The 22,435-nt window shown below is 64.2% G+C and carries 20 protein-coding genes; 9 read left to right on the forward strand and 11 right to left on the reverse strand.

Annotated features, from left to right (window positions below; all coding sequences use genetic code 11):
* Positions 1-180: 180 nt before the first annotated feature.
* Both ACWAT4_RS14560 and ACWAT4_RS14565 read left to right on the forward strand, forming a co-directional pair.
* Positions 181-555, forward strand: coding sequence for an Hpt domain-containing protein (locus ACWAT4_RS14560; RefSeq protein WP_212301174.1), 375 nt, complete (start codon positions 181-183; stop codon positions 553-555).
* A 110-nt stretch (positions 556-665) separates the two neighbouring features.
* Positions 666-986, forward strand: a complete 321-nt coding sequence (locus ACWAT4_RS14565) for a 2Fe-2S iron-sulfur cluster-binding protein (protein ID WP_007602043.1) — start codon at positions 666-668, stop codon at positions 984-986.
* Positions 987-1,022: 36 nt separating this feature from the next.
* Here ACWAT4_RS14565 and ACWAT4_RS14570 read toward each other — a convergent pair whose 3' ends face one another.
* Entirely contained in the window at positions 1,023-1,490 is a 468-nt protein-coding gene (locus ACWAT4_RS14570) for an acyl-CoA thioesterase (RefSeq protein ID WP_449730831.1), read from the reverse strand.
* A 172-nt stretch (positions 1,491-1,662) separates the two neighbouring features.
* On the opposite strand from ACWAT4_RS14570, the gene ACWAT4_RS14575 reads away from it, so the two are divergent.
* From ACWAT4_RS14575 to ACWAT4_RS14585, 3 genes are all read left to right on the forward strand, one after another.
* Positions 1,663-2,691 (forward strand): NAD(P)/FAD-dependent oxidoreductase, encoded by a 1,029-nt coding sequence (locus ACWAT4_RS14575; RefSeq protein ID WP_212446568.1) that lies wholly within the window; start codon positions 1,663-1,665, stop codon positions 2,689-2,691.
* A gap of 106 nt (positions 2,692-2,797) precedes the next feature.
* Positions 2,798-3,382 (forward strand): DUF2147 domain-containing protein, encoded by a 585-nt coding sequence (locus ACWAT4_RS14580; RefSeq protein ID WP_449730832.1) that lies wholly within the window; start codon positions 2,798-2,800, stop codon positions 3,380-3,382.
* Positions 3,383-3,744: 362 nt separating this feature from the next.
* On the forward strand, positions 3,745-4,101 hold the full coding sequence (locus tag ACWAT4_RS14585; protein ID WP_449730833.1) for a hypothetical protein: 357 nt from the start codon (positions 3,745-3,747) through the stop codon (positions 4,099-4,101).
* Positions 4,102-4,110: 9 nt separating this feature from the next.
* On the opposite strand, the gene ACWAT4_RS14590 is transcribed toward ACWAT4_RS14585, so the two are convergent.
* Positions 4,111-5,016 (reverse strand): AraC family transcriptional regulator, encoded by a 906-nt coding sequence (locus ACWAT4_RS14590; protein WP_249154388.1) that lies wholly within the window; start codon positions 5,014-5,016, stop codon positions 4,111-4,113.
* Positions 5,017-5,338: 322 nt separating this feature from the next.
* On the opposite strand from ACWAT4_RS14590, the gene ACWAT4_RS14595 reads away from it, so the two are divergent.
* Positions 5,339-7,027 (forward strand): hypothetical protein, encoded by a 1,689-nt coding sequence (locus tag ACWAT4_RS14595; RefSeq protein ID WP_449730834.1) that lies wholly within the window; start codon positions 5,339-5,341, stop codon positions 7,025-7,027.
* 23 nt (positions 7,028-7,050) lie between these two features.
* Positions 7,051-7,755 (forward strand): outer membrane protein, encoded by a 705-nt coding sequence (locus tag ACWAT4_RS14600; protein WP_449730835.1) that lies wholly within the window; start codon positions 7,051-7,053, stop codon positions 7,753-7,755.
* A 70-nt stretch (positions 7,756-7,825) separates the two neighbouring features.
* Here the strand turns inward: ACWAT4_RS14600 and ACWAT4_RS14605 are convergent, their stop codons facing one another.
* The 9 genes from ACWAT4_RS14605 to ACWAT4_RS14645 form a co-directional block, all read right to left on the reverse strand.
* On the reverse strand, positions 7,826-8,086 hold the full coding sequence (locus ACWAT4_RS14605; protein ID WP_212301166.1) for a hypothetical protein: 261 nt from the start codon (positions 8,084-8,086) through the stop codon (positions 7,826-7,828).
* 312 nt (positions 8,087-8,398) lie between these two features.
* The gene (gene garD, locus ACWAT4_RS14610; RefSeq protein ID WP_449730836.1) at positions 8,399-9,940 is read right to left on the reverse strand and encodes a galactarate dehydratase; all 1,542 of its coding nucleotides are present in this window, start codon (positions 9,938-9,940) and stop codon (positions 8,399-8,401) included.
* A 127-nt stretch (positions 9,941-10,067) separates the two neighbouring features.
* Complete coding sequence (locus ACWAT4_RS14615) at positions 10,068-11,516, reverse strand: aldehyde dehydrogenase family protein (protein WP_212446564.1); 1,449 nt, start codon at positions 11,514-11,516, stop codon at positions 10,068-10,070.
* Positions 11,517-11,540: 24 nt separating this feature from the next.
* A complete protein-coding gene (gene gudD, locus ACWAT4_RS14620; protein WP_449730837.1) occupies positions 11,541-12,899 on the reverse strand; it encodes a glucarate dehydratase in 1,359 nt (452 codons plus the stop codon).
* A 26-nt stretch (positions 12,900-12,925) separates the two neighbouring features.
* Positions 12,926-13,870 carry a 5-dehydro-4-deoxyglucarate dehydratase gene (gene kdgD / locus ACWAT4_RS14625; RefSeq protein ID WP_212426204.1) on the reverse strand — a complete coding sequence of 315 codons (945 nt, stop codon included), beginning with the start codon at positions 13,868-13,870 and terminating at the stop codon, positions 12,926-12,928.
* A gap of 127 nt (positions 13,871-13,997) precedes the next feature.
* Entirely contained in the window at positions 13,998-14,903 is a 906-nt protein-coding gene (locus ACWAT4_RS14630) for a LysR family transcriptional regulator (RefSeq protein ID WP_212301161.1), read from the reverse strand.
* Between the two features lie 121 nt (positions 14,904-15,024).
* A complete protein-coding gene (locus ACWAT4_RS14635; protein WP_212446562.1) occupies positions 15,025-16,377 on the reverse strand; it encodes an MFS transporter in 1,353 nt (450 codons plus the stop codon).
* A 322-nt stretch (positions 16,378-16,699) separates the two neighbouring features.
* A complete protein-coding gene (locus ACWAT4_RS14640; protein ID WP_212446561.1) occupies positions 16,700-18,652 on the reverse strand; it encodes an SGNH/GDSL hydrolase family protein in 1,953 nt (650 codons plus the stop codon).
* A gap of 111 nt (positions 18,653-18,763) precedes the next feature.
* Positions 18,764-19,846 carry a lysylphosphatidylglycerol synthase transmembrane domain-containing protein gene (locus tag ACWAT4_RS14645; protein WP_212301158.1) on the reverse strand — a complete coding sequence of 361 codons (1,083 nt, stop codon included), beginning with the start codon at positions 19,844-19,846 and terminating at the stop codon, positions 18,764-18,766.
* A gap of 426 nt (positions 19,847-20,272) precedes the next feature.
* On the opposite strand from ACWAT4_RS14645, the gene ACWAT4_RS14650 reads away from it, so the two are divergent.
* Positions 20,273-20,779, forward strand: a complete 507-nt coding sequence (locus ACWAT4_RS14650; RefSeq protein ID WP_212301157.1) for a YciE/YciF ferroxidase family protein — start codon at positions 20,273-20,275, stop codon at positions 20,777-20,779.
* Between the two features lie 139 nt (positions 20,780-20,918).
* Complete coding sequence (locus tag ACWAT4_RS14655) at positions 20,919-22,334, forward strand: MFS transporter (protein WP_212446560.1); 1,416 nt, start codon at positions 20,919-20,921, stop codon at positions 22,332-22,334.
* Positions 22,335-22,435 lie beyond the last annotated feature (101 nt).

The following is a 22,435-nucleotide window of genomic DNA, read 5'->3' on the forward strand; positions in this document are numbered from 1 at the left end:
GCCCTAACACCTTAGGCCCAAATGAAATTCTCCACCGGACTCGGCCGATTGCGGCAACTTTTCGTCAATAATCGGGCGGCTTTGCGTAAAGAGACCCGAACACTTCGTTAACCATTTCCATGCTTCGGTGGAAGGAACCGCCGGACCGGCGGACCATCGCGCGATGCCGGGGCCTGCGCCATGACACCTGAACTGCAACGGATGGACTGGATGCCCTCGCCCCCGCTTGCGCCCATCGACAGCCCGCTCGACCTTGACCACCTCTCCCGCATGACGCTCGGCGATGCCGAGCTGGAGCAGGAAGTGCTTGCGATGTTTGCCGAGCAGGCGGTCCGGCTGCTGGCGGCCATGACGGCGCGGCCCGCCGAGACCGGTGCCCTCGCGCACAAGCTCAAGGGTTCGGCGCGTGGAATCGGCGCCTTCGCGGTCGCGGATGCCGCTGCCAGCCTGGAGACTGCGATCCGGATCGGGCATAACCAGCCCCACGCTTTTGCAGCGCTGAAAGAGGCGGTCGCCGAGGCTCGCGCCGCCATTGCGGTGATTCTCAAGCACTAGGCCGGCGCCCACAGATGCGGGTGGACTGCGCACTAGCGCTGCCCTGACCGACCCGTTATAGGACAGCCCGGACCCTCCTTTTTCCCCAGATCGCGGCAGCACGAGCACCCATGGCCAAAATTCACTTTGTCGACCACAAGGGCGAAACCCGCACGGTGGATGTCGAGAACGGCGCGACCGTGATGGAAGCCGCCATCCGCAACAGCATTCCCGGCATCGAGGCCGAGTGCGGCGGGGCCTGCGCCTGCGCGACCTGCCATGTCTATGTCGACGAAGCCTGGCGCGAGAAGGTCGGCAGCCCGACGCCGATGGAAGAAGACATGCTCGACTTCGGCTTCGACGTGCGCCCGAACTCGCGCCTGTCCTGCCAGATCAAGGTGAGCGACGATCTCGACGGTCTCGTGGTGGCGACGCCGGAACGTCAGGCCTGATCCTCAAGGCCTGGTCTTCCAGGCGTGATCTCTTTGCTATGTGCTCGGCGGCGCGACCTCGATCCCGCGCTTGTGCCAGGGCTTGAATTTTTCGACCACCTCTGCAGTCAGCGGGGCCGGCCGGCGCGTCGCCTCGTCGAGCAAGACACCGACTGACCTCGCCGATGCGATGCATTTCCCGTTCGAGAACACGACCTGCTCGAAGGTCACGGACGTGCGCCCGAGCTTCACGACGCCGAGGCCGAGCTCGATCGTGTTCGGCCAGTGCAGCTCCGCGCGGAAATGGATGTCGAGCCGCACCATGATCCACGCGAGGCCCGGGGGCGTCAGCCCATATTCCGGGCTCTTCATCAGAGTGACGCGTCCCGTCTCGAAATAGGTGGCGTAGACCGCGTTGTTGACGTGCTGGTTCGGGTCGAGATCACCGAAGCGGACGTTGTCGCTGAGGCGAAAGGGGAAGTCCTCCAGGCGCGGCGTCGTATCGAGGCGGCTTGGTGCGTTCACCGATTGATCTCCGTCATATCCAACCTCGTTACAGCTCAGTTATTTTGACCCGGCAAGTGGGCGCGGCTGCGGGGCGCTCCTGCTTTTATGCCTTCCCTGATCCATCCCCGTTGGCTAGACAGGCAGGGTCACCTCTGCCCGCCGGGCGCCGTCCAACCGATAAAGAGACGACATGAGCGACGTGATCAAAACCGATGTGCTGATTATTGGCGCTGGCCCTTGCGGTCTGTTCGCCGCCTTCGAGCTTGGCCTTCTCGACATGAAGGCGCATTTCGTCGACATCCTCGACAAGGTCGGCGGTCAGTGCGCCGAGCTCTATCCGGAAAAGCCGATCTACGACATTCCCGGCATCCCGCAGGTTTCGGGGCAGGGCCTCACCGAGGCGCTGATGGAGCAGATCAAGCCGTTTCACCCGACCTTCCATCTCGGCGAGATGGTCGAGACCGTGGAGAAGATCGGCGATCCCGCCTTCCGCTGCACCACCGATGCCGGCAAGGTGTTCGAATGCAAGGTCGTGGTGATCGCGGCCGGAGGCGGCTCGTTCCAGCCCAAGCGTCCGCCGGTGCCGGGGATCGAAGCCTATGAAGGCACCTCGGTGCACTACGCCGTGCGCAAGATGGAGACGTTCCGCGACAAGAACGTGCTGATCGTCGGCGGCGGCGATTCCGCACTCGACTGGACGCTCAATCTGCATCCGCTCGCCAAGCGCATCACGCTGTTGCACCGTCGCGACGATTTTCGTGCCGCGCCCCACAGCGTCGAGCAGATGCGCGCGCTGGTCGCCGACGGCAAGATGGATCTGCGGCTCGGCCAAGTCACCGCGCTCTCCGGCGCCGACGGCCAGCTGACCGGTGCCACCGTCAAGGGCAACGACAACAATGTCGGCGAAATTGCCTGCGACACCATGCTGCCGTTCTTCGGACTGACCATGAAGCTCGGTCCGGTTGCGAACTGGGGCATTGCACTGGAAAACAATCTGGTGCCGGTCGAGACATCAGCGTTCGAGACCAACATATCAGGTATCTTCGCCATCGGCGACATCAACACCTATCCCGGCAAGATCAAGCTGATCCTGTGCGGCTTCCATGAGGGTGCACTGATGTCGCAAAAAGCCCATCGTTACGTCTATCCGGAGAAGCGGCTCGTGTTCCAGTACACGACGTCATCCTCCAGCCTGCAAAAGAAACTGGGTGTCAACTGACCACGGCGCCACTAGCTCCGACATCCCATGTTTCTGGTGCTGGAACCGTTCGCGAAATCGCCGTAGTCTGCGGCCATTGCAGTGGTGGCTTAGCAAGGTGATCATAATGCGGAATCTCTTTTGCAGCTTCCGGCTGCTCCCGTTCCTGGCGCTCGTGCTGACGCTCGGCTCGGCTGCGGCGCAAGCGCAGCAGCCGACCGCTGCGGGCCTCTGGCGGAAGGTTGAGGATGGCAAGCCGGTGGGCTGGTTCCTCTTCATCGACCACAACGGCATCTTCGAAGGCGTCATTGCCAAGACCTTCCCGCGTCCCGGCGACGATCCAAACGAGGTCTGCGCGAAGTGCACGGACGATCGCAAAAATCAGCCGGTGCTCGGGCTCTCCTTCATCCGCGACATGAAGCGTGACGGGTTGAAGTACGAGGGCGGCAACGTGGTCAATCCGCGCGACGGCAACATCTGGAAGGCCAAGATGAGTGTAAGCCCGGACGGGCAGGTCCTGACCATGCGCGGCTTCCTCGGCATTTCCCTGTTCGGCAAGGACGAGACCTGGCAACGCCTGCCGGATTCCAGCATGGCCGAAGTCGATCCCGCGATCATCGCCAAATATCTCCCCGCGCAGGCGGCCGCGCCGAAGGCAGCGCCCGCGGCCAAGAAGGGCGGCGCAATGATGGCGCCGGCAGCGAAGAAGTAGGCGCACTGCTGAGCCGTCACGGCTTCTGCCACACACGCCGCTGTCACTCCCCGCAAGGGCGGGGAATTTTGTAAGCAATATTTCTTCTTACTCCTGCATCACCTCTGGAACGCTTTGTTGCTCTCGTCATTTCGATGACGTGGATGGCTGTTGCGTGGCCTGTCCTGCCCGACGACGCATTCGTCGAAAGGCGAATGCCGGCAACGCCTGCGCCAGTAGTTGCCCGGAATGCGCATTGGCGCCGGATTTGCGTAGCATTCGGCAAAGCTGCTGGAGGAGCGAGTCGTTGCTTTCGCGCCATTTCAGGGCGTGAGGGACCCTCCTTGTTCCTCATGGCACCGATTTGATTTCGTGAGACAACGATGAGATTTGCAGGGCCATGTGCAGCAATATTGCTGGGGCTGACGCTGCCGTTGGCGACATCGGCGCTGGCGCGTGATGACGGGCGCTATGCCAACTCGCCGCTCAAACCCTGGTTCGAGAGCCTGCGCAGCGAGTACGGGCAGTGCTGCTCGGACGCCGACGGCTACATCGTCGCCGATGTCGACTGGGAATCCGACAAAGGACACTACCGCGTGCATCTCGACCAGGAGTGGGTCGTCGTTCCCGACGGAGCTGTCATCACCGAGCCGAACAAGATCGGTCGCACCATGGTGTGGAAGCACTACATCGACGGCCACCCGCGTGTGCGGTGCTTCATGCCGGGCAGCATGACGTAAGGCGCGAAATCAGCGCAGGCGCAAGGCCGCATGCCGGATGTCCGACGGCGTGGCGTTATAGGCGCGTCGGAACGTGCGGTTGAAATAGGAAAGCTCGCTGAAACCGCACTCGAATGCGATTGCGCTGATCGTCAGCGTTGCAAAATCCGGATCGCGCAGCATTTGCAAGGCACGTTCGAGCCGGCGGGCGAGGACGAACTCGGAGAAGGTCGTGCCGTCACGCTCGAACAGCTTCTGGACGTAGCGCGGTGTCACGCCGTGCCGCAAGGCAATCGTCGCGGCAGAGAGCTCGCCGTCGCCGGCGCGCTCGCGGATCTCCGCCTTGATCGATTGCAGCCGTGCGGCGGCAACGCCGCGTCGCTGCGCCTCGTGCGCCACTTCGGCGGTGGCGCCGATCGCAAGTGCCGCGAGATCCACGATATGGTTTGCAGCGGACTTTGCCGGTAGTGCTTCGAGCGGGCCGTTCTCGTGCAAGGTCTGCACATAACGGATCAGCAGTCGCAACGCGCTGTTCTCGGCAGGGATTTGCCGCGCATAGGCAGCACCGAGATCCGGGACGAGCGCCGAGACTTCCGGTCGCGGCAGCACGATGGTGATGAAGCTGCCAAAGCTGTGCATCGTGCTCACCGAGGGATCGGTCCCCGATATCACCGAGGCAGCGCCGGGCCGGCAGATGATTTCACGGCCGAGCTGTCGCGTGGTGGCGGCTCCGCTCATCAGCATCGACAACCCGAAGCGGTCCCTCGCGCGGGCAAGATGTTGTCGCGTGGAGTGATAGTGCGCGGGCGATCGCGATCCCGAGACCAGCCCGACGCCGGGCAGTCCCTGGAAGGTCACGCTGGCATGGAACGGCTCATCGCCGATCGGATCGATGTCGACGTTGGCGATGTTGCGCCCGTAGAGCTCGCGCCACATTGCGAGGCGCTGGCGAGCCGGAAATGCGTCAGTCGATGCTTGAGCGGGAGAGAATGGCGGTGGAGGTGTAATCATGCTGCATGGTCGTGATCCACCGTCCGGCAGTTCGATGGCTTGGCCGTTGATAGCGCATTCCGGCGAGATTTCAATCGCGTTGGTCCGGTGTGGCCGCGATACATCGCCTGCCGGCAAAGCGTCCGGCGAGTTCGCGTCAGTCCCATCCGGTTCTTTCCAGTCCGAGCGCAGCCCGGCCTCGCGCGGATAGGTGTTCGCTCTCGCGCCGGTCTTGGCGCGACCGAAGATGATTCCTGGAGGAGTTGGAATGAAGTTGGGGCTCGGGATTCGACAGGTGCTGCTCACGACGACGGCGGTCGTCGCGTTGGCCGCTTGTGGCGGCACATCCGTCTTGGCCGGAGATACCGAGGCTCTGCTTTCGCTGCTTGCCAGCAAGGGCGTGATCTCGTCCAGCGAAGCCCGTGCGGTCACGTCAGTGCCGCCGGCCGAGCAGGGCGATCGTCTGGTCGCGATTCTGCGCAAGAAGGGGGTGCTTGCCGACGGTGACATGCAGGCGCTGAAATCGAAGTCGCGGCCGGCGAGCGTGGCCACGACGGACGCCCGTCCAGCCCCGGCGTCCGTCGTGGTGCCCGCGGCGGCCGCGTCTGCCGGCCCCTTGCCGATGCCGCGCAAGGCGGCTTCCGTCGAGATCGGCGGCTTCGAGATTGCGCCAGTCGGCTATCTTGCGCTGACGGGCGTGAGCCGAAACACCAACACCGGGAATGCGACCACGACCAATTTTGGCGCGATCCCGTTCTCCAATACCGTCCAGGGCCAGATGACCGAGACGCGCTTGTCGGCGCAGAATTCGGTGCTCGGCCTGCGCGCGCACGGCAACATCAGGGGCGTCGATCTCACCGGCTATTTCGAAGGCGACTTCAACGGCAACGATCCCGCCAACGCCTACGTCAATTCGAACAGCCACACCTTTCGCATGCGTCTCGCCTATGCCGACGTGAAGGCTGGCCAGTTCGAGACGAGCTTTGGCCAGACCTATAGCTGGTTGACGCCGAACCGCCATGGCATGGGCCCCGACCCCTCCGACATTTTCCTGACGAACAACATCGACCAGAGCTTCCAGGTCGGTTTGCCCTGGGCGCGCCAGGCGGCCGCGCATTTCGCCTGGCATGCGACGCCGAATTTCACCGTCGGCGCCGGCATCGAAAACCCGCAGCAATATGTCGGTACCGGCGAGGTGACGTATCCGTTCGCCTTCAATGCGCAACTCGCCTCGCAGTTCGACACAGGATCGGTCCCCGGCACGCCGAACCGGATGCCTGACGTGGTCGCCAAAGCCGCCTACGACAGCGACGTGTGGTCCGGGACACGGCTGCACCTCGAGGCAGCCGGCATGTGGCGGCATTTCCGCTCCACCGATTTGCCCCAGGTCATCGGGGCCAACTTCGTCTGGCATGATGCGAATGGCTGGGCGACGACGGTTGGAGCGAACCTCGAATTCTTCAACACGTTCACCCTCGTCGGCAATGCGTTCTGGAGCGACGGCGGCGGCCGCTATCTCGGAGCACTCGGGCCCGATGTCGTGCCTAGGGTGACTGGCAGTGCGGGCGCGTATGACATCGCGCTCTCGACGGTTCGCTCGCACGGCTATCTTGCCGGCTTCGAGTGGCGCGTGCTCCAGCCGACGATCCTGGCGGCCTATTACGGTCAGGCGTTCTTCGACAGCAACTACGCGCTGGATCCGACCAATCCGGTTCCGAACCGGTATGCCGGCTTCGGCTATCCGAATTCGTCGAACGCGGCGAACAAGCAGATCGAGCAGTGGACGGTCGACCTCAAGCATACGTTCTGGGCCGACCCACAATACGGCGCCATCGCGGGCCTCGCACAATACTCATATCTGCGGCGTGAACCTTGGTTCGTGGCCGCTGGCGCGCCGCCTGATGCGCACACGCACCTGTTCTTCACCGAGCTGCGCTATCAGCTCCCCGGCAATTGAGCGACACGCGAAGGATGAGACCAATGATCAAGCATGCAATTGCCCTCGCTTCGCTGTTGGGGCTTGTCGCAGGCCAGACCTTGGCGGCGGATCTTGCGGCGGTGCCCTATGCGCAGGTGACGAGCGCAGCTCCATGGACCGGATTCCATCTCGGCGTTGCCGGCGGCTGGGGGCGCGGAATCTCGCGCCAGGATCAGACCGGCACCACGTTCGGCGTAGGTGATTCTGGGGATTTCCCCCAGACTGGATGGATCGCCGGCGCGACGGTCGGTTACGACTGGCAGTTCGGCATGTTCACCGTCGGTGTCGAGGGGGACCTCTCGGCCGCCGATATCGACGGCAATACTTCGAATGGCGGCTGCGCCGGCCCCGTTCCCTGCCGGACGAAGATCACCTGGCTCCATACCGGCCGCGGCCGCGTGGGTGTCGCGTTCGGCCAATTCATGCCCTACATCACCGGCGGCGTCGCATTCGCCGGGCTCAAGGCCACGAACTTCAACACAGAGAATTCCCAGCCGAACGGTATGTGGGGCGGGGTCATCGGCGGCGGACTGGAATGGATGTTCTTGCCGCAATGGTCGGCGAAGGCGGAGTATCTCTTCATCCCTTCGTTCGGGACGGCGACACCGAGCGACATGTTCGGCAAGCTGACCGAACGCAATGTCAGCCTGGCGCGGTTCGGCGTGAACTACCATTTCGGGGATACGCCCGTGACGGCGCGATATTGATCAGCGAGCACGTACGAACGAATGCCGGAAGCAGGGCTCTGCTTCCGGCATTTATCTTGACCGAGTGATGTCAGTGCTCGGAGCTCGCGCTGGCGAGCCGCTTCACGCGCGGCGACAGCACCGACATCTGGGCAGGCGAGGCCGGCATGCCGGCGACGATCATCGCGGGCGCCGTCGATTGCTGCTCGACGCCGGTGGCACCGAGCACCTGCACCTGCACCGCCGAAACCGGAAACGACTTCACTTCGTAAGAGGGGAGCTCGCCGGCAAATGCACCGGCCGTGCCTGAAATCAATGCGCCGGCGACGGCAATCATCGAGAGAATACGCATTTCAAAATCTCCGTTGAAGATATCAATCGGAGGTTTGGTCGCGGCACTGCCGTGACAGGTTCGCTTGTGTGCGAACATTCGGCTCGCAACGGGGGAATATTTGGTTGCGTGACGCGACCGCGATGAAACGAAGAGGAAACTTCTCGAGCCTTTGTTTCAGGACGGTTTCATTTGATGGTCGCGATACGCCGCCGAGCGTGCCTCAAGCGCCGAGCCCGGACTTTCGTGCCACCGCATCCGCGCGCCGCGGCAGATCCGAATTGAGGACCGGCGAGCCCCCCGGCATCGCGCATGAAGACGATCTGGCTGGCCTCAGGTCACCGGCGCCGGATTGAACAGCGTGAGGTCGTTGTGGATGCCCCAGCGATCCGACCACGGCTTGGTGCGGCCGGAGGCGACGTCGAGGATCAGGCGGAACAGATCCCAGCCGGTTTCCTCGATGGTCTTGGCGCCGGTGGCGATGCCGCCTGCGTCGAAATCGATCAAATCCTTCCAGCGACGGGCCAGCTCGGTGCGGGTCGCGACCTTGATCACGGGCGCTGCCGCAAGGCCGTAAGGCGTGCCGCGGCCGGTGGTGAACACCTGCAGGGTCATGCCGGAGGCCAGCTGGAGCGTACCGCAGATGAAGTCGCTCGCCGGCGTTGCCGCGAACAGCATGCCCTTTTGCGTCGCCTTCTCGCCGGGCGAGAGCACGCCGGTGATGGCTGATGAGCCGGACTTGACGATTGAGCCGAGAGACTTCTCGACGATATTGGCGAGGCCGCCCTTCTTGTTGCCCGGCGTGGTGTTGGCGCTGCGATCAGCACCGCCGCGAGCCAGATAAGAATCGTACCAGGCCATCTCGCGCACCAGCGCGCGGCCGACGTCCTCGTTGATGGCGCGGCGGGTGAGCAGCTGGATCGCGTCGCGCACTTCCGTGACTTCGGAGAACATCACGGTGGCGCCGGCGCGCACCAGCAGGTCGGCGGCGAAGCCGACGGCCGGGTTGGCGGTGACGCCCGAAAAGGCATCGCTGCCACCGCATTGCAGGCCGATGACGAGATCGGAGGCCGGGCAGGTCTCGCGGGTACGCTGGTTGAGCACCTTCAGCCGCGCCTCGGCCTGGGTCATGATCGCATCGACGATCGCGCCAAAGCCGTCGAAGGCTTCATCTTGCATGCGCACGATGGCATCGCTGACGCCTTCCGGCACCAGCCGCTCAGGCGCGAGCTTTTCGCAGCCGAGGCCGACGACGAGGATCTCGCCGCCGAAATTCGGGTTGAGTGCGAGATTCTGCAGCGTGCGGATCGGCACGACGGCATCGGGCGCTGTGATGGCGACGCCGCAACCATAGGCGTGCGTGAGGGGAACGACGTCGTCGACGTTCGGGTATTTCGGCAGCAGCTCGGTGCGAATGCGCTTCACCGCATATTCCATCGTCCCCTTGACGCATTGTACGGAGGAGGAGATGCCGAGGATGTTCTTGGTGCCGACCGATCCGTCTGGATTGCGATAGCCTTCGAAGCTGAAGCCTTCGAGCGGCGGCAGCGGTGCGGGCACGGCGGTGGAGATTTCGAGCTTGTCGAGGGCAGGGGCCTCCGGCATGCGGATGCGCGCCTCGTCGACCCATTCGCCGGCCAGGATCGGCGAGAGCGCGTAGCCGATCACCTCGCCATAACGCACGATCGGCTCATTTTGCGCGATGTCGACCAGCGCCGTCTTGTGCCCTTGTGGCACGAAGGCGCGCAGCGTCAGTCCGCAGGCAAAGCGGGAGCCAGGCGGAAGCCCGAAATCATTGACCACGATCGCGACATTGTCGCGCGCGTTGAGCTTGATATAGCGGGGCTGTTCTTTCGCTGCGACGTCCTGGTCCATGGGAGGACTCCGGGGATTTGTGGGTGGGTTAGCGCAGCGTAACCCACCAATGTCTCTGTCCGCGGAAGCAGAAAGAGGTGGGTTACGCTGCGCTAACCCACCCTACGATGCCTACGATATCGGCCTATCAACCCGGATAGGTATAGGCCGTCTTCACGGTCGTGTAGAACTCGCGCGCATAGGAGCCCTGCTCGCGGGCGCCGTAGCTCGAGCCCTTCCGGCCGCCGAACGGAACATGATAATCGACGCCGGCGGTCGGCAGATTGACCATCACCATGCCGGACTCGCTGTTGCGCTTGTAGTGCGAGGCGTATTTCAGGCTGGTGGTGCAGATGCCGGAGGCGAGGCCGAACTCGGTGTCGTTGGAGATCGCCAGCGCTTCCTCGTAGTTCTTGGCGCGGATGACGGCGGCAACGGGTCCGAAGATCTCCTCACGCGCGATGCGCATGTTGTTGTTGGCCTCGGTGAACAGCGCCGGCTGGAGGTAGTGGCCGGGGTTCTCGCGCTTGAGCAGCTCGCCGCCGAAGGCGAGCTTGGCGCCCTCGTCTTGGCCGATCTTGATGTAGCGGAGGTCCTGGTCGAGCTGGCTCTGGTCGACGACCGGGCCGATATGCACGCCGGCCTTGAGCGCGTCGTCCACCGACAGGCCGTTTAGGCGTTCGGCCACCGCCGCGACGAAGCGGTCATGGATGCCTTCGGTGACGATCAGGCGGGACGAGGCGGTGCAGCGCTGACCGGTCGAGAAATAGGCGCCGTTGACGGCGACCTCGACGGCGGTCTTGAGGTCGGCATCGTCCAGCACGACCAGCGGGTTCTTGCCGCCCATCTCGAGCTGGAACTTCTTCATCGGGTTCGACAGCACGCAGGCCTGCGCGATCTTGCGGCCGGTTTGCACCGAACCGGTGAAGGAGATCGCGGCGACATCCGGGTGATCGAGGAGCGTCTGGCCGACCACCGAGCCGGAGCCGACCACGAGGTTGAACACGCCAGCCGGAATGCCGGAACGGGTGATGATTTCGGACAGCGCATGCCCCGAGCCCGGCACAAGCTCGGCCGGCTTGAACACCACCGTGTTGCCGTAGCAGAGGGCAGGCGCGATCTTCCAGGCCGGGATCGCGATCGGGAAATTCCAGGGCGTGATCATGCCGACGACGCCGACCGGCTCGCGGGTGAGCTCGACGTCAAGGCCAGGACGCACCGAGGCGCCCTTCTCGCCGATCAGCCGCAGCGCTTCGCCGGCAAAGAACGCAAAGATCTGGCCGGCGCGGGCGACCTCGCCGATACCCTCCGGGAGCGTCTTGCCTTCCTCGCGGGCGAGCAGGCGGCCGAGCTCTTCCTTGCGGGCGAGGATCTCAGTGGAGATCTTGTTCAGCGCGTCGTAGCGCACCTGCGGCGTCGACTGCGCCCAGGCGGGGAAGGCGGCCTTGGCGGCGGCAATGGCCTTCTCGGTCTGCGCCTTGTCGGCCTTGGCGTATTCACCGACGAGATCGTTGGTGTTGGAGGGGTTGATGTTCTTGGTGACGCCGGAGCCGTCGACCCATTCGCCGCCGATGAAGTTCTTCAGGATCGCAGTCATCTCATTCCTCCAGGGGAAGTGTTCTCAACGCACGAGGCAGGGACGCTTGTCGTCGAAGGTCCAGCCGGGGATCAGGTCCTGCATGGCTGTAGCGTCATCGCGGGCGCCAAGTCCATGCTTCTTGTACAGCTCATGCGCGGCCTCGATGGCCGCACGGTCGATCTCGATGCCGAGGCCCGGACGATCCGGGACCGCGATCTTGCCGCCCTTGATCTGGAGCGGCTCCCTGGTGAGCGCCTGGCCGTCCTGCCAGATCCAGTGGGTGTCGATCGCGGTGACCTTGCCGGGGGCCGCAGCGCCGACATGGGTGAACATCGCGAGCGAAATGTCAAAGTGGTTGTTGGAGTGCGAGCCCCAGGTCAGGCCGTTGTCACGGCAGGTCTGGGCCACACGCACCGAGCCTTGCATGGTCCAGAAATGGGGATCGGCCAGCGGAATGTCCACCGCACCCAAGCGCAGCGCATGGGAGAGCTGCCGCCAGTCGGTGGCGATCATGTTGGTTGCGGTCGGCAGGCCCGTGGCTCGGCGGAACTCGGCCATGATCTCGCGGCCGGAGAAGCCAGCCTCGGCGCCGCAGGGGTCCTCGGCATAGGCGAGGATGCCGTGCATGTCCTTGCAGAGACTGATGGCCTCATCGAGCGACCAGGCGCCGTTCGGGTCCAGCGTGACCCGGGCATTGGGAAAGCGCTTGGCGATCGCCGTGACAGCCTCGATCTCCTGCTCGCCGCGGAGCACGCCGCCCTTGAGCTTGAAATCGGCGAAGCCGTAATGATCGTGAGTGGCTTCCGCGAGCCGCACCACCGTCTCCGGCGTCATCGCTTCCTGATGGCGGAGGTTGAACCAGTCCGGCTTGCCGGTCTCGCCGCTAACATAGTCGAGCTTCGATTTGCGACGATCGCCGACGAAGAAGAGATAGCCGAGCGTCTCGACGCTCTTGCGCTGCTGGCCTTCGCCGAGCAGCGCCGCGACCGGCAGATTGAGATGCTGGCCGAGCAGGTCGAGCAGGGCGGATTCGATTGCGGTGACCGCGTGGATCATCACGCGCAGGTCGAAGGTCTGCTTGCCGCGGCCGCCGGCGTCGCGGTCGGCGAAGGCGGTGCGAACGTCCGCGAGGATGTTGTTCATCGCGCCGACCGTCTTGCCGATCACGAGGTCGCGGGCGTCCTGCAACGTCTGCCAGATCTTTTGCCCGCCCGGCACCTCGCCGATGCCGGTGTGACCGGCATTGTCGGTGAGGATGACGATGTTGCGGGTGAAGAACGGCGCGTGCGCGCCGCTCAAATTGAGGAGCATGCTGTCGCGGCCCGCGACCGGGATCACCTGCATCGCCGTGACGACCGGTGCGCCAGCGACTGGCGCGCCGGAGATATCAGCCTGGGCCATCGCATGCTCCTCCCTGTTGTCTTGCTTTATTCTGCCGCCTGTTGTGTCGATCCTGCGGCGGGCAGATTCTTCACCAGCGCAGTCAGTTCCGCAATCTCCTGCTCGGTGAGATCGGTCAGCGGCGGGCGGACCGGTCCGGAATCGCGGCCGATCACCTTCATGCCGGCCTTGATGATCGAGACCGCATAGCCCTTCTTGCGGTTGCGGATCGCAATCAGCGGCAGGATGAAATCCTTCAGGCCGGCGTGGATCGTCGCATGGTCGCGCTTGCGCACGGCGGCGTAGAAATTGGTGGCGAATTCCGGGACGAAGTTGAACACGGCCGAAGAGTAGGTCGTCACGCCCATGTCGAGATAGGGCAGTGCGAAGGTCTCGGCGGTCGGCAGGCCGCCGACATAGGTGAGGCGGTCGCCGAGCTTGGTGTAGACGCGGGTCATCAGCTCGATGTCACCGATGCCGTCCTTGTAGCCGACGAGGTTCGGGCAGCGCTCGGCGAGGCGGGCGAGCGTATCGGGCTGGAGAATGGCGTTGTCGCGGTTGTAAACGATGACGCCGATCTTCACGGCGGCGCAGACGGCCTCGACGTGGGCGGCAAGGCCTTCCTGCTCGGAATGGGTGAGGTAGGGCGGCAGCAGCAGCAGGCCGTCCGCGCCCGCCTTTTCTGCGCCGATTGCGATCTCGCGGGCGATTGCGGTGCCATAGCCGGTGCCGGCGAGCACGGGCACGCGGCCCTTGGTCTCGTCGACGGCAGCCTTGACCACCTTCGGAACCTCGGTCGGGGTCAGCGAGAAGAACTCGCCGGTGCCACCGGCGGCGAACAGGCCGGCGACGTCATAGCCGCACAGCCAATCCATGTTGGCGCGGTAGGTCGCCTCGTCGAAGGAGTAATCCGCCTTGAACGGCGTAACGGGGAAGGACAGGAGGCCGGATCCAATCTTCTGGGCCATTTCCTGCGGGGTCATCTTGCTCATGGGCGCTGCTCCCTGCTCTCGTGTTTGTCGGGGACGCAACGCGGTCGCGCGTCCATGCGCCGTTGTTTAGGCAACCGTTCGATGCGCGTCCAAGCCAAAGCCTATATCGACCGATGCGGATTGAGCATCAATCTTCCACCAGCTCGGCCGAGGACAATTCGCTGGCGATTTTGACCAGGGCGGACAGCAGAGGATTCTCGTCGTCCCGGCGCCACACCATGAAGAGTTCGACGGGAACCCGCGTGCGCAGCTTCAGGGGACGCAGGCGGACGTCGGAGATTTTCAGGCCGGCCGCCGCAGCCGGCACGATGGCGAGGCCAAGGCCCGCGCGGACCATCGCGAGGATCGAGTGGATCTGGCTGAGGTGCTGGACATAGCGCGGCAGGATGTCAGCGCGGGTGAACAATGCCACCAGGAGGTCATGGAAGTAGCGGCTCTCGTAGGGCGAATACATCACGAAGGGCTGGTCGTCGAAGTCCTTGATTGTGATGCTGTCGGCATTCGCGAGCGGATGCTTTTTCGGGATCGCGGCGAGCAGGGGCTCGGCGACGACGCGGCGGCTGGTCAGCTCCGGTCGTGCGATCGGCGGCCGCAGCAGTCCGGCATCGATCTGGCCCGAGGTTAGCGCCTCGAACTGGTCGCCGGAGACCATCTCTTTCAGCGAGAAGTCGACCTCCGGCAATTTGGCGCGGCAGGCCGCGACCAGCTCGGGCAGGAAGCCGTAGGCCGCCGCAGCCGTAAAGCCGATCTTCAGCGAGCCGGTCTTGCCGAGCGCGATGCGGCGGGCCACCTGCGAGGCGCTCTCCGCGAGTTTGAGGATGCGCCGGGCCTCGGGCAGGAAGCTGCGCCCGGCCGGGGTCAGGCGCACAGAGCGGCTGGTGCGCTCCAGCAGCGGCGCGTCGATGATGTGCTCGAGCACCTGGATCTGCCGGGATAGCGGCGGCTGAGTCATGTTCAGTCGCGCGGCGGCGCGGCCGAAATGCAGTTCCTCCGCCACCGTGACGAAACAGCGGAGCTGGTTGAGGTCGAACATCGATACATGCCTTAGATGAATAAGGCGTTTCCCCGGCACTTCTAGCATCGATCTCTCCCAAAACAAAGACGGCGGCCGTGAAGCCGCCGTTGAGTTGCCTGGTCAGCTCCGATAGGAGCCCTCAGGAGGAACGTTTGAGCGCCACGCGCTCGATCTTGCCGACCACCACCAGATAGGCGAACGCCGCCACCAATGCGTTGATGCCGACGAACACCAACGCGCCGTTGAAGGAGCCCGTCGCGGCCACGATGTAGCCGATCACGATCGGCGTGGTGATCGAGGAAAGGTTACCGAAGGAATTGAACAGGCCGCCGGAGACGCCGCCGGCTTCCTTGGGCGAGGTGTCGGAGACGACCGCCCAGCCGAGCGCGCCGATGCCCTTGCCGAAGAAGGCGAGCGCCATGAAGCCGACCACCAGCGCCTGGCCATCGACATAGTTGCAGGCGATGATCGACATCGACAGCAGCATGCCGCCGACGATCGGGATTTTGCGCGCCATGGTGAGCGAGCCGGTCTTGCGCAGGATGGCATCGGAAATGACGCCGCCCAGCACGCCGCCGATGAAGCCGCAGAGCGCTGGCAGCGTTGCGACGAAGCCGGCTTGCAGGATCGAGAGGCCTCGTTCCTTGACCAGGTACACCGGGAACCAGGTCAGGAAGAAATAGGTCAGCGTGTTGATGCAGTACTGGCCGAGATAGACGCCGAGCATCATGCGGTTGGAGAGCAACTGGCGGATATGGTCCCACTTCGGCCCCGAATCCGGCGCGCGTTCGTCCTTCAGATCGTTCTTGGGTGCGTCGAGATCAACCAGCGCGCCGCCGTCCTTGATGTAGTCGAACTCGGCCTCGTTGATCGAGGGGTGCTCCTTCGGCCCGTAGACGGTCTTGATCCAGACGAGGCCCATGATGATTCCGAGCCCGCCCATCACGAAGAACACGTAGCGCCAGCCGTAATCATGGGCGATCCAGCCCATCAGGGGCGCGAAGATCACCGTGGCGAAATACTGTCCCGAATTGAAGAAGGCCGATGCCGTGCCGCGCTCATTGCCGGGAAACCAGGCCGCGACGATGCGAGCGTTGGCGGGGAAGGACGGTGCCTCCGCGACGCCGACCAGCAGGCGGAGCGCGAACAGTACGGTAACCGCGGCGCCGGCGCTGAAGAAGCCGACCCAGCCCTGCATCACCGTGAACAGCGACCAGACGATGATGCTGAACGCATAGACGAGGCGCGAGCCGTAACGGTCGAGCAGCCAGCCGCCCGGCACTTGGGCCACGACATAGGACCAGCCGAAGGCCGAGAAGATCCAGCCCATTGCGACGGGGTCGAGATGGAGTTCCTTGGAGAGCGCGGGGCCGGCGATCGACAGCGTGGCGCGATCGGCATAATTGACGGTGGTGACCAGGAACAGCATGGTCACGATGAACAGCCTGACGCGAGACCTCCTCACGTCCGTTGCGGACACCACTGCGCTCATGGGCGCCTCCTTAGAACTCGAATGTTTCCTCAAGGCGACTCCTAGAGGCGCACGCCGGAAAGTGTCCAAGTTCAAGGCAGTATCGATTGATGCCGTTTTTGAATTGATGGAACGGCAGGTCGTTGGAACGGATTGTGAGGTGACGAGAAAATGCGAGCATTGTTGATGCGCGAGGTTATGCCGCGCACTCCGCTGTCATTCCCCGCGAAGGCGGGGAATCCAGCACGCCGCGGCCTCGCGATTCAATCACTGCCGTTACGGCGTACCGGATCGCCCGATCAAGTCGGGCGATGACACCGACCGTGTGGAAGCAGCGTCCTCACTACTGCCGCACGCCCGGCAGGAGCGGCGCCAGGAGTCCGCGGGTAACGCCCGGCGGCACCGCATCGAGGCCGAGCACTGCGCTCGCGGCGGGCAGCGTCGCATCCGCCATCGCGGCGTGGCCTTCGGCGCTCGGATGCACGGCGCCGCCATAGACGGCCGAGAGCACACCCCAGGTCGCGTCGTGGATGTCGGTCGGCTGGCTCGCCGCCGGCAGGCCTTGCGGATAGGTCATCGCCGCGAAATAGCTGTCATTGGCATCGCGGATCCAGCGTGCGCGCGGCAGGTACGCGCGATATTCCGAGGCGCCGCGGCCGCACAGCATCGGTTGGCTCGCCCCGCTCACGATATCGGGATTGAAGCTCTGGCCGTTCTCGGCAAAGCAGGTGCGATCGAATTCCGGATCATTGCCGGAATGAGCGCAGAAGCCGTGATCGGCGAAAGCCGCCTGATGCGTGTCGACGAAGGTCATGCGGTCAGCCTCGGGATCGCGGCACAGCGCGCCGTGCGTGCAGGTCGCGAGCCCTTTCAGCTGCGGCAGGAACTCGGTGTCGACGAAGGTCGAGACGCGGGCGAGGCGCTGCGGATCGGCGTTGAAGGCGGGATGGACGTCGAAGCCGGCGCGGCCGCCGCGGCAGGGTACGCCGCCGTCGGCCAGCGCCGGATTGGCGTAGGAGACGTAGACCACGTGCGAGAGGTCGCCGCCGACCAGCGGCTTCAGCGCCTCGCGCAGCTTGACGAAATTCTGCGGCAGCTCGCGCTGGAGCGCATCGCGGGATTCGTCGACGCTCGCCATCACGCCGGAGCGCCGGAACAGTGCGCGTTCGGTCGCGGTTTCGACGATGACGTCGGCGACGAGGCCGGAGAAGTAGACGTCGTTGGCCCCGATCGAGAGCAGCACGAGATCGAGGTTGCGATCCGGCTGGCGCTTCTTTGCCGCGGCGACCGCTTCGCGCAGCTCGGCGACCTGTGCGTTCACGCTGGTGTTGCAGACGCCGGATTTGCCGGGCGGGCATTCGCGGGCGCGCTGCGAACCGAGCAACCCGTCGCTGATGCTGGCGCCGGTGCAGGCGAGCGGCAGATAGGTGACGGCGATATGGGTGTAGCGCACCGCGAGCGCGAGTGCGGTGCGAGCCTGGTAGCTGTAGAGCGAACGGTGGCAGGGTGAATTGAACCAGAGCGCGCCGTAACGCTGCCAGTTGGCGAGCGTATCCGGCGCCTCGCAGGCGCGGCCACCCTTGAAGCCGGCGCGGCTCGGCCGGTAATACTGTCCGCCGGAGGTGCCGAGATAGGAGCGGAAGCAAAAGCCCTCGTCCGATAGCGCCAGCGGTCGGTCCGGATTGCCTTCGCCGGAGGCGATGCTATCGCCAAGGCCGGCGACGAAGATGTCGCGGACCTGGATCTCGGTTTGAACGCGCTGGCTCGGATCGGAGCCGGAGGAGACGTCGACGCTAGCTACCGTCTGCTTGCCGTAGCGGACCCGCAGATTGATGGGCTCGGCGCAGTCGAAGGTCGAGGTCTGCGGTCCGTCGCCGTCGTCGAACGACCATGCGCAGGTGGCGCCGACCGGCACTGCGCCGGTCAGGCGCACGGTGATGGGGTGGTCGATCGGGGTGATGTAGTTCTCTTTGACGTTGTCGCGCGTGCAGGGCTGGTTGACCCGGCCCTGGAGGTCGATACAGAGCCGGTTGACCATGTTGCGGGCCCAGCCGCGGCCCTCGCTCTGGAGCTCCAGCGACTGCTCGGCGGCGAGGATGCTGCGGTTACGCGCATTCTCGACATGCAGCTGGAAGTCGCGCTCCTCGCGGAACAGGCGAAAGCGGTTGCGGACTTCCCAGTTGATTTGCATTGCGCCGGCATCCTGCGCGGCGGCGGGCTGAAGCGGCAAGACGGTGAGGAGCCCGGCCAGCAGCAGGGCGCCCGCGAGAAATCGGTGAAGGGAAACGGCGATCATGGCCCGCGTCTTCAACGGCAAAGTTGAGGCGGAAATAAGAGGGCATCGCGCCCTTGCCTGCAACCTTCGTCTGCCGCTTTTGCGGGCTGCAGGCGTGATCGCTGGCCGGCCTCAACGTTTGTTGGCTTGGCGCAGTGACCGCTCGTGCTCAATCGCAGTCACCTGCCTGGGCAGGTTGGCCTGCGCGCAGGCTTCCGCCAGCCGCCGCCGCTCCTGCCACGGACGGACCACGTTCATCCAGAGCTCGCGGGTCCCCATGATGGAGATGGCGAGGCCGAACGGGATCACGAAATAGAGGATGCGAAAGACGAGCAGGGTCGCCAGCAGCTGCTCGCGGCCGAATTCTGGCAGCGCGACCAGCATGGCGGCGTCGAACACGCCAATCGAGCCGGGGGCGTGGCTGGCGAAACCCAATAGCGTCGCCAGGATGAACACCACCGCAAGCGACAGGAAATCCATCGGCGGATCGGCTGGTATCAGCAGGTACATCGCGAAGGCGCAGAAGCCGAGATCGACCACTCCGATCAGGATCTGCACCAGCGTCAGCGGCGCCGACGGCAGCACCACCTTCCAGCCCTTCTGGCCGAGCTCGCGGCGCTTCTCTCCCATGCTGAGCCAGACCAGATAGGCGGCAATGGAGGCGAGGCCGCCGAATGCGATCAACCGGTTAATCGACGACGGCAGCTGGTCCATATAGGAGGCCGCATCCGGATGGATCGCCATGCCGATCGACAGCACGAAGATGTTACCGAGCCAGAAAGTGAGCCCGGAGAGGAAGCAGATCTTGGCGACGTCGATCGCGTTCAGCCCATAATCCGAGTAGATCCGGAAGCGGATCGCTCCCCCGGTGAAGACCGTGGCGCCGATGTTGTGGCCGATCGAATAGGATGTGAAGCTCGAGAGCGCCGCGATGCGATAGGGCACGTGCTTCTTGCCGATCGTTCGCAGTGCAAAAAAATCGTAGAAGGTCAGCGTACAGAACGCGAAGAACACGCAAACCGCGGCAAGCCCGATATGCCCGCGGGGAATCTCGGTTAACGCGGTCAGAATGACGCCGGTATCGATGCCCTTGAGGGTTCGCAGCAGCGTGGTAACCGCGAAGGCGATGATCATCACACTCGCAGCAACACCCAGCCGTCGCCAGCCGATCCATCTCTTGAAGCCGCGTTTTAGCGCGGGCAGCAGTCCGTGCATTCATCCTCCCGGCGGGGGCAAGACCAACCCGATCGGGCCATGGGCCGGTCGGGTGCGATCGTTGTCAAAAATAGGCGTCGATCGCTAGGCATCTTCTAGATCATTAAGGCAAAAACAGCGACTTGTGCAGCCCTTGACAAGAACAGGTTCTGGGCCGGACCGGCCGTTTTGTCATACGTGGTTCACATGACACGCGCGTTAAGCATGTGAGTCGGGGGGGCAGCCCGGATCGCGCGTCCCAAGATTGACATGGTCTCAAATCTTGGCGCGGCAAGCCTTGTTCCGGCGCAAACCACATGAGGCTTTTTTGGAACGACGGTGCTGCGCGCAGGTTAGCGCCCCATCAGCAATCGAACACGGCGAAACGACAGGCTTTTCGTACAAGCCGGTACTGCTGTGTTCCCGAAACCTCCGAGGACCGGAACGATGGGACTGTTCACGAAAGACATCAAGACTATGAACGACCTGTTTGTGCATCAGCTACAGGACATCTATTACGCAGAGCAGCAGCTGACCAAGGCGCTGCCGAAAATGGCAGATAAGGCGACCGATCCGCAGCTGAAGCAGGGCTTTTTGACGCACCTTGAAGAAACCAAGCAGCACGTCGCGCGGCTCGAGGAGGTTTTCAAGATGCACGGCGCCAAGGTGAAGGCGGTCGACTGCCCGGCGATCGACGGCATCATCGAGGAGGCCGAGGAAACTGCAGGCGAGGTCGCGGACAAGGCGGTGCTCGATGCGGCGCTGATCAACGCGGCGCAGGCCGCCGAGCATTACGAGATCGTCCGCTACGGTAGCCTGATTGCCTGGGCCAAGCAGCTCGGCCGCAGCGACTGCGCCGCCGTGCTCGCCAAGACGCTTGAGGAAGAGAAAGCGACGGACAAGAAGCTGACGACGCTTGCCGAGAGCAAGGTGAACTTGCGAGCGGCGAGCTAGGTCAGGCTGATATCAAGGAGCGCCGCGCGGCCATCCCGCGCGGCGCTCTCATATCGGATATCCATCATTCGGTCATTGTCGAAGCATGAGGTAGGCCGACGGCGTATATGTCGTGTGCGGCTGCAATCGAGGTGGCATCATGCGCGCCAATACCATCAGATACGAAACCTTCGAGGCGAACGGTTCCTCACGCATCGGATCGCGCCTCGCAACCTCGCTGACGCTGACCGCGATGAGCCTCGGCTACGGCGTGGTGCAGCTCGACGTCACCATCGTCAACACCGCGCTCGACACCATGGGCCGGACTCTCGGTGGTGGCGTTGCCGAGCTGCAATGGGTGGTGAGCGCATACACCATCGCCTTCGCCGCCTTCATCCTGACGGCCGGGGCGCTCGGCGACCGTATCGGCGCCAAGCGCATCTTCATGGCGGGATTTGCGATCTTCACGGCGGCTTCGCTGGCCTGTGCGCTGTCTCCCAATGCTACCGTGCTGATCGGCGCGCGGCTGGTGCAGGGGCTCGCGGCGGCGATCCTGGTGCCGAATTCGCTTGCGCTGCTGAACCACGCTTATGCCGAAGATCGCGCGCGTGGCCGCGCCGTCGCCGTCTGGGCCGCAGGCGCGAGCCTGGCGCTGACCGCCGGTCCCTTTGTCGGCGGTGCGTTGATCACGCTGGTGGGCTGGCGCGCGATCTTCCTGGTCAACCTTCCGATCGGCCTCGCCGGTCTTTGGTTGAGTTGGCGCCATGCCAGCGAGACCACACGAGCACGCTCGCGAGAGATCGATCTGCCCGGCCAGCTTGCCGCGATCGGCGCGCTGGGGTTGCTCGCCGGCGCGATCATCGAAGCCGGCGCGCTCGGATGGAACCATCCAGCGGTGATCGCGGCATTTGCGGCCTCGGCCGTCCTCGCGGCGCTGTTCGTCTGGCGCGAGAGCCGCACGGCGCAGCCGATGCTGCCGCTGTCTCTGTTTAGCCACCGGCTGTTTACCTTGACCACGATCGTCGGCCTTCTCGTCAACATCGCGATCTACGGCCTGATCTTTGTGCTGAGCCTCTACTTCCAGCGGATCAACGGGCTATCGGCGTGGTGGACCGGGCTTGCCTTCGTGCCGATGATGGGTGCGGTATTGCCGGTCAATCTGCTGGCCCCGCGACTTGCCGAGCGTATCGGACCGTGCCCGACCATCGCGGCCGGCGCTTGTATCTCGGCGTTCGGCTGTCTCGGCTTGGTCCGGATCGAGGCCGGGACCAGCTATTGGGCCATCTTTGCCCAGATGATCGCCATCAGTGGCGGACTTGGCCTGCTGGTGCCGCCGCTGACCTCGACCTTGCTTGGCAGTGTCGAGAAGGCGCGCTCAGGGGTCGCTGCGGGCGTCCTCAATGCAACGCGGCAGACGGGCAGTGTCCTTGGCGTCGCGCTGTTCGGCTCGCTGATCGCTTCCGACCGTACCTTCATGACCGGCCTTCACCAGGCACTCATCATATCGGCAGCCGTCCTGCTGATCGCGGCTGCCGTGATCGGCCTAGGTGCGAGAGCGACAACGCGTGCAATGTGAGCAGCTGCACACATTCTCTGTTCACCATTCCGGGAGCCGGCGCATAGCCAGTTACCGACTGTCCATCTCTGCCGGCTCTAGTGCGATTGGAAGAGGGGCCG

This window comes from Bradyrhizobium sp. T-1 (assembly GCF_053592855.1).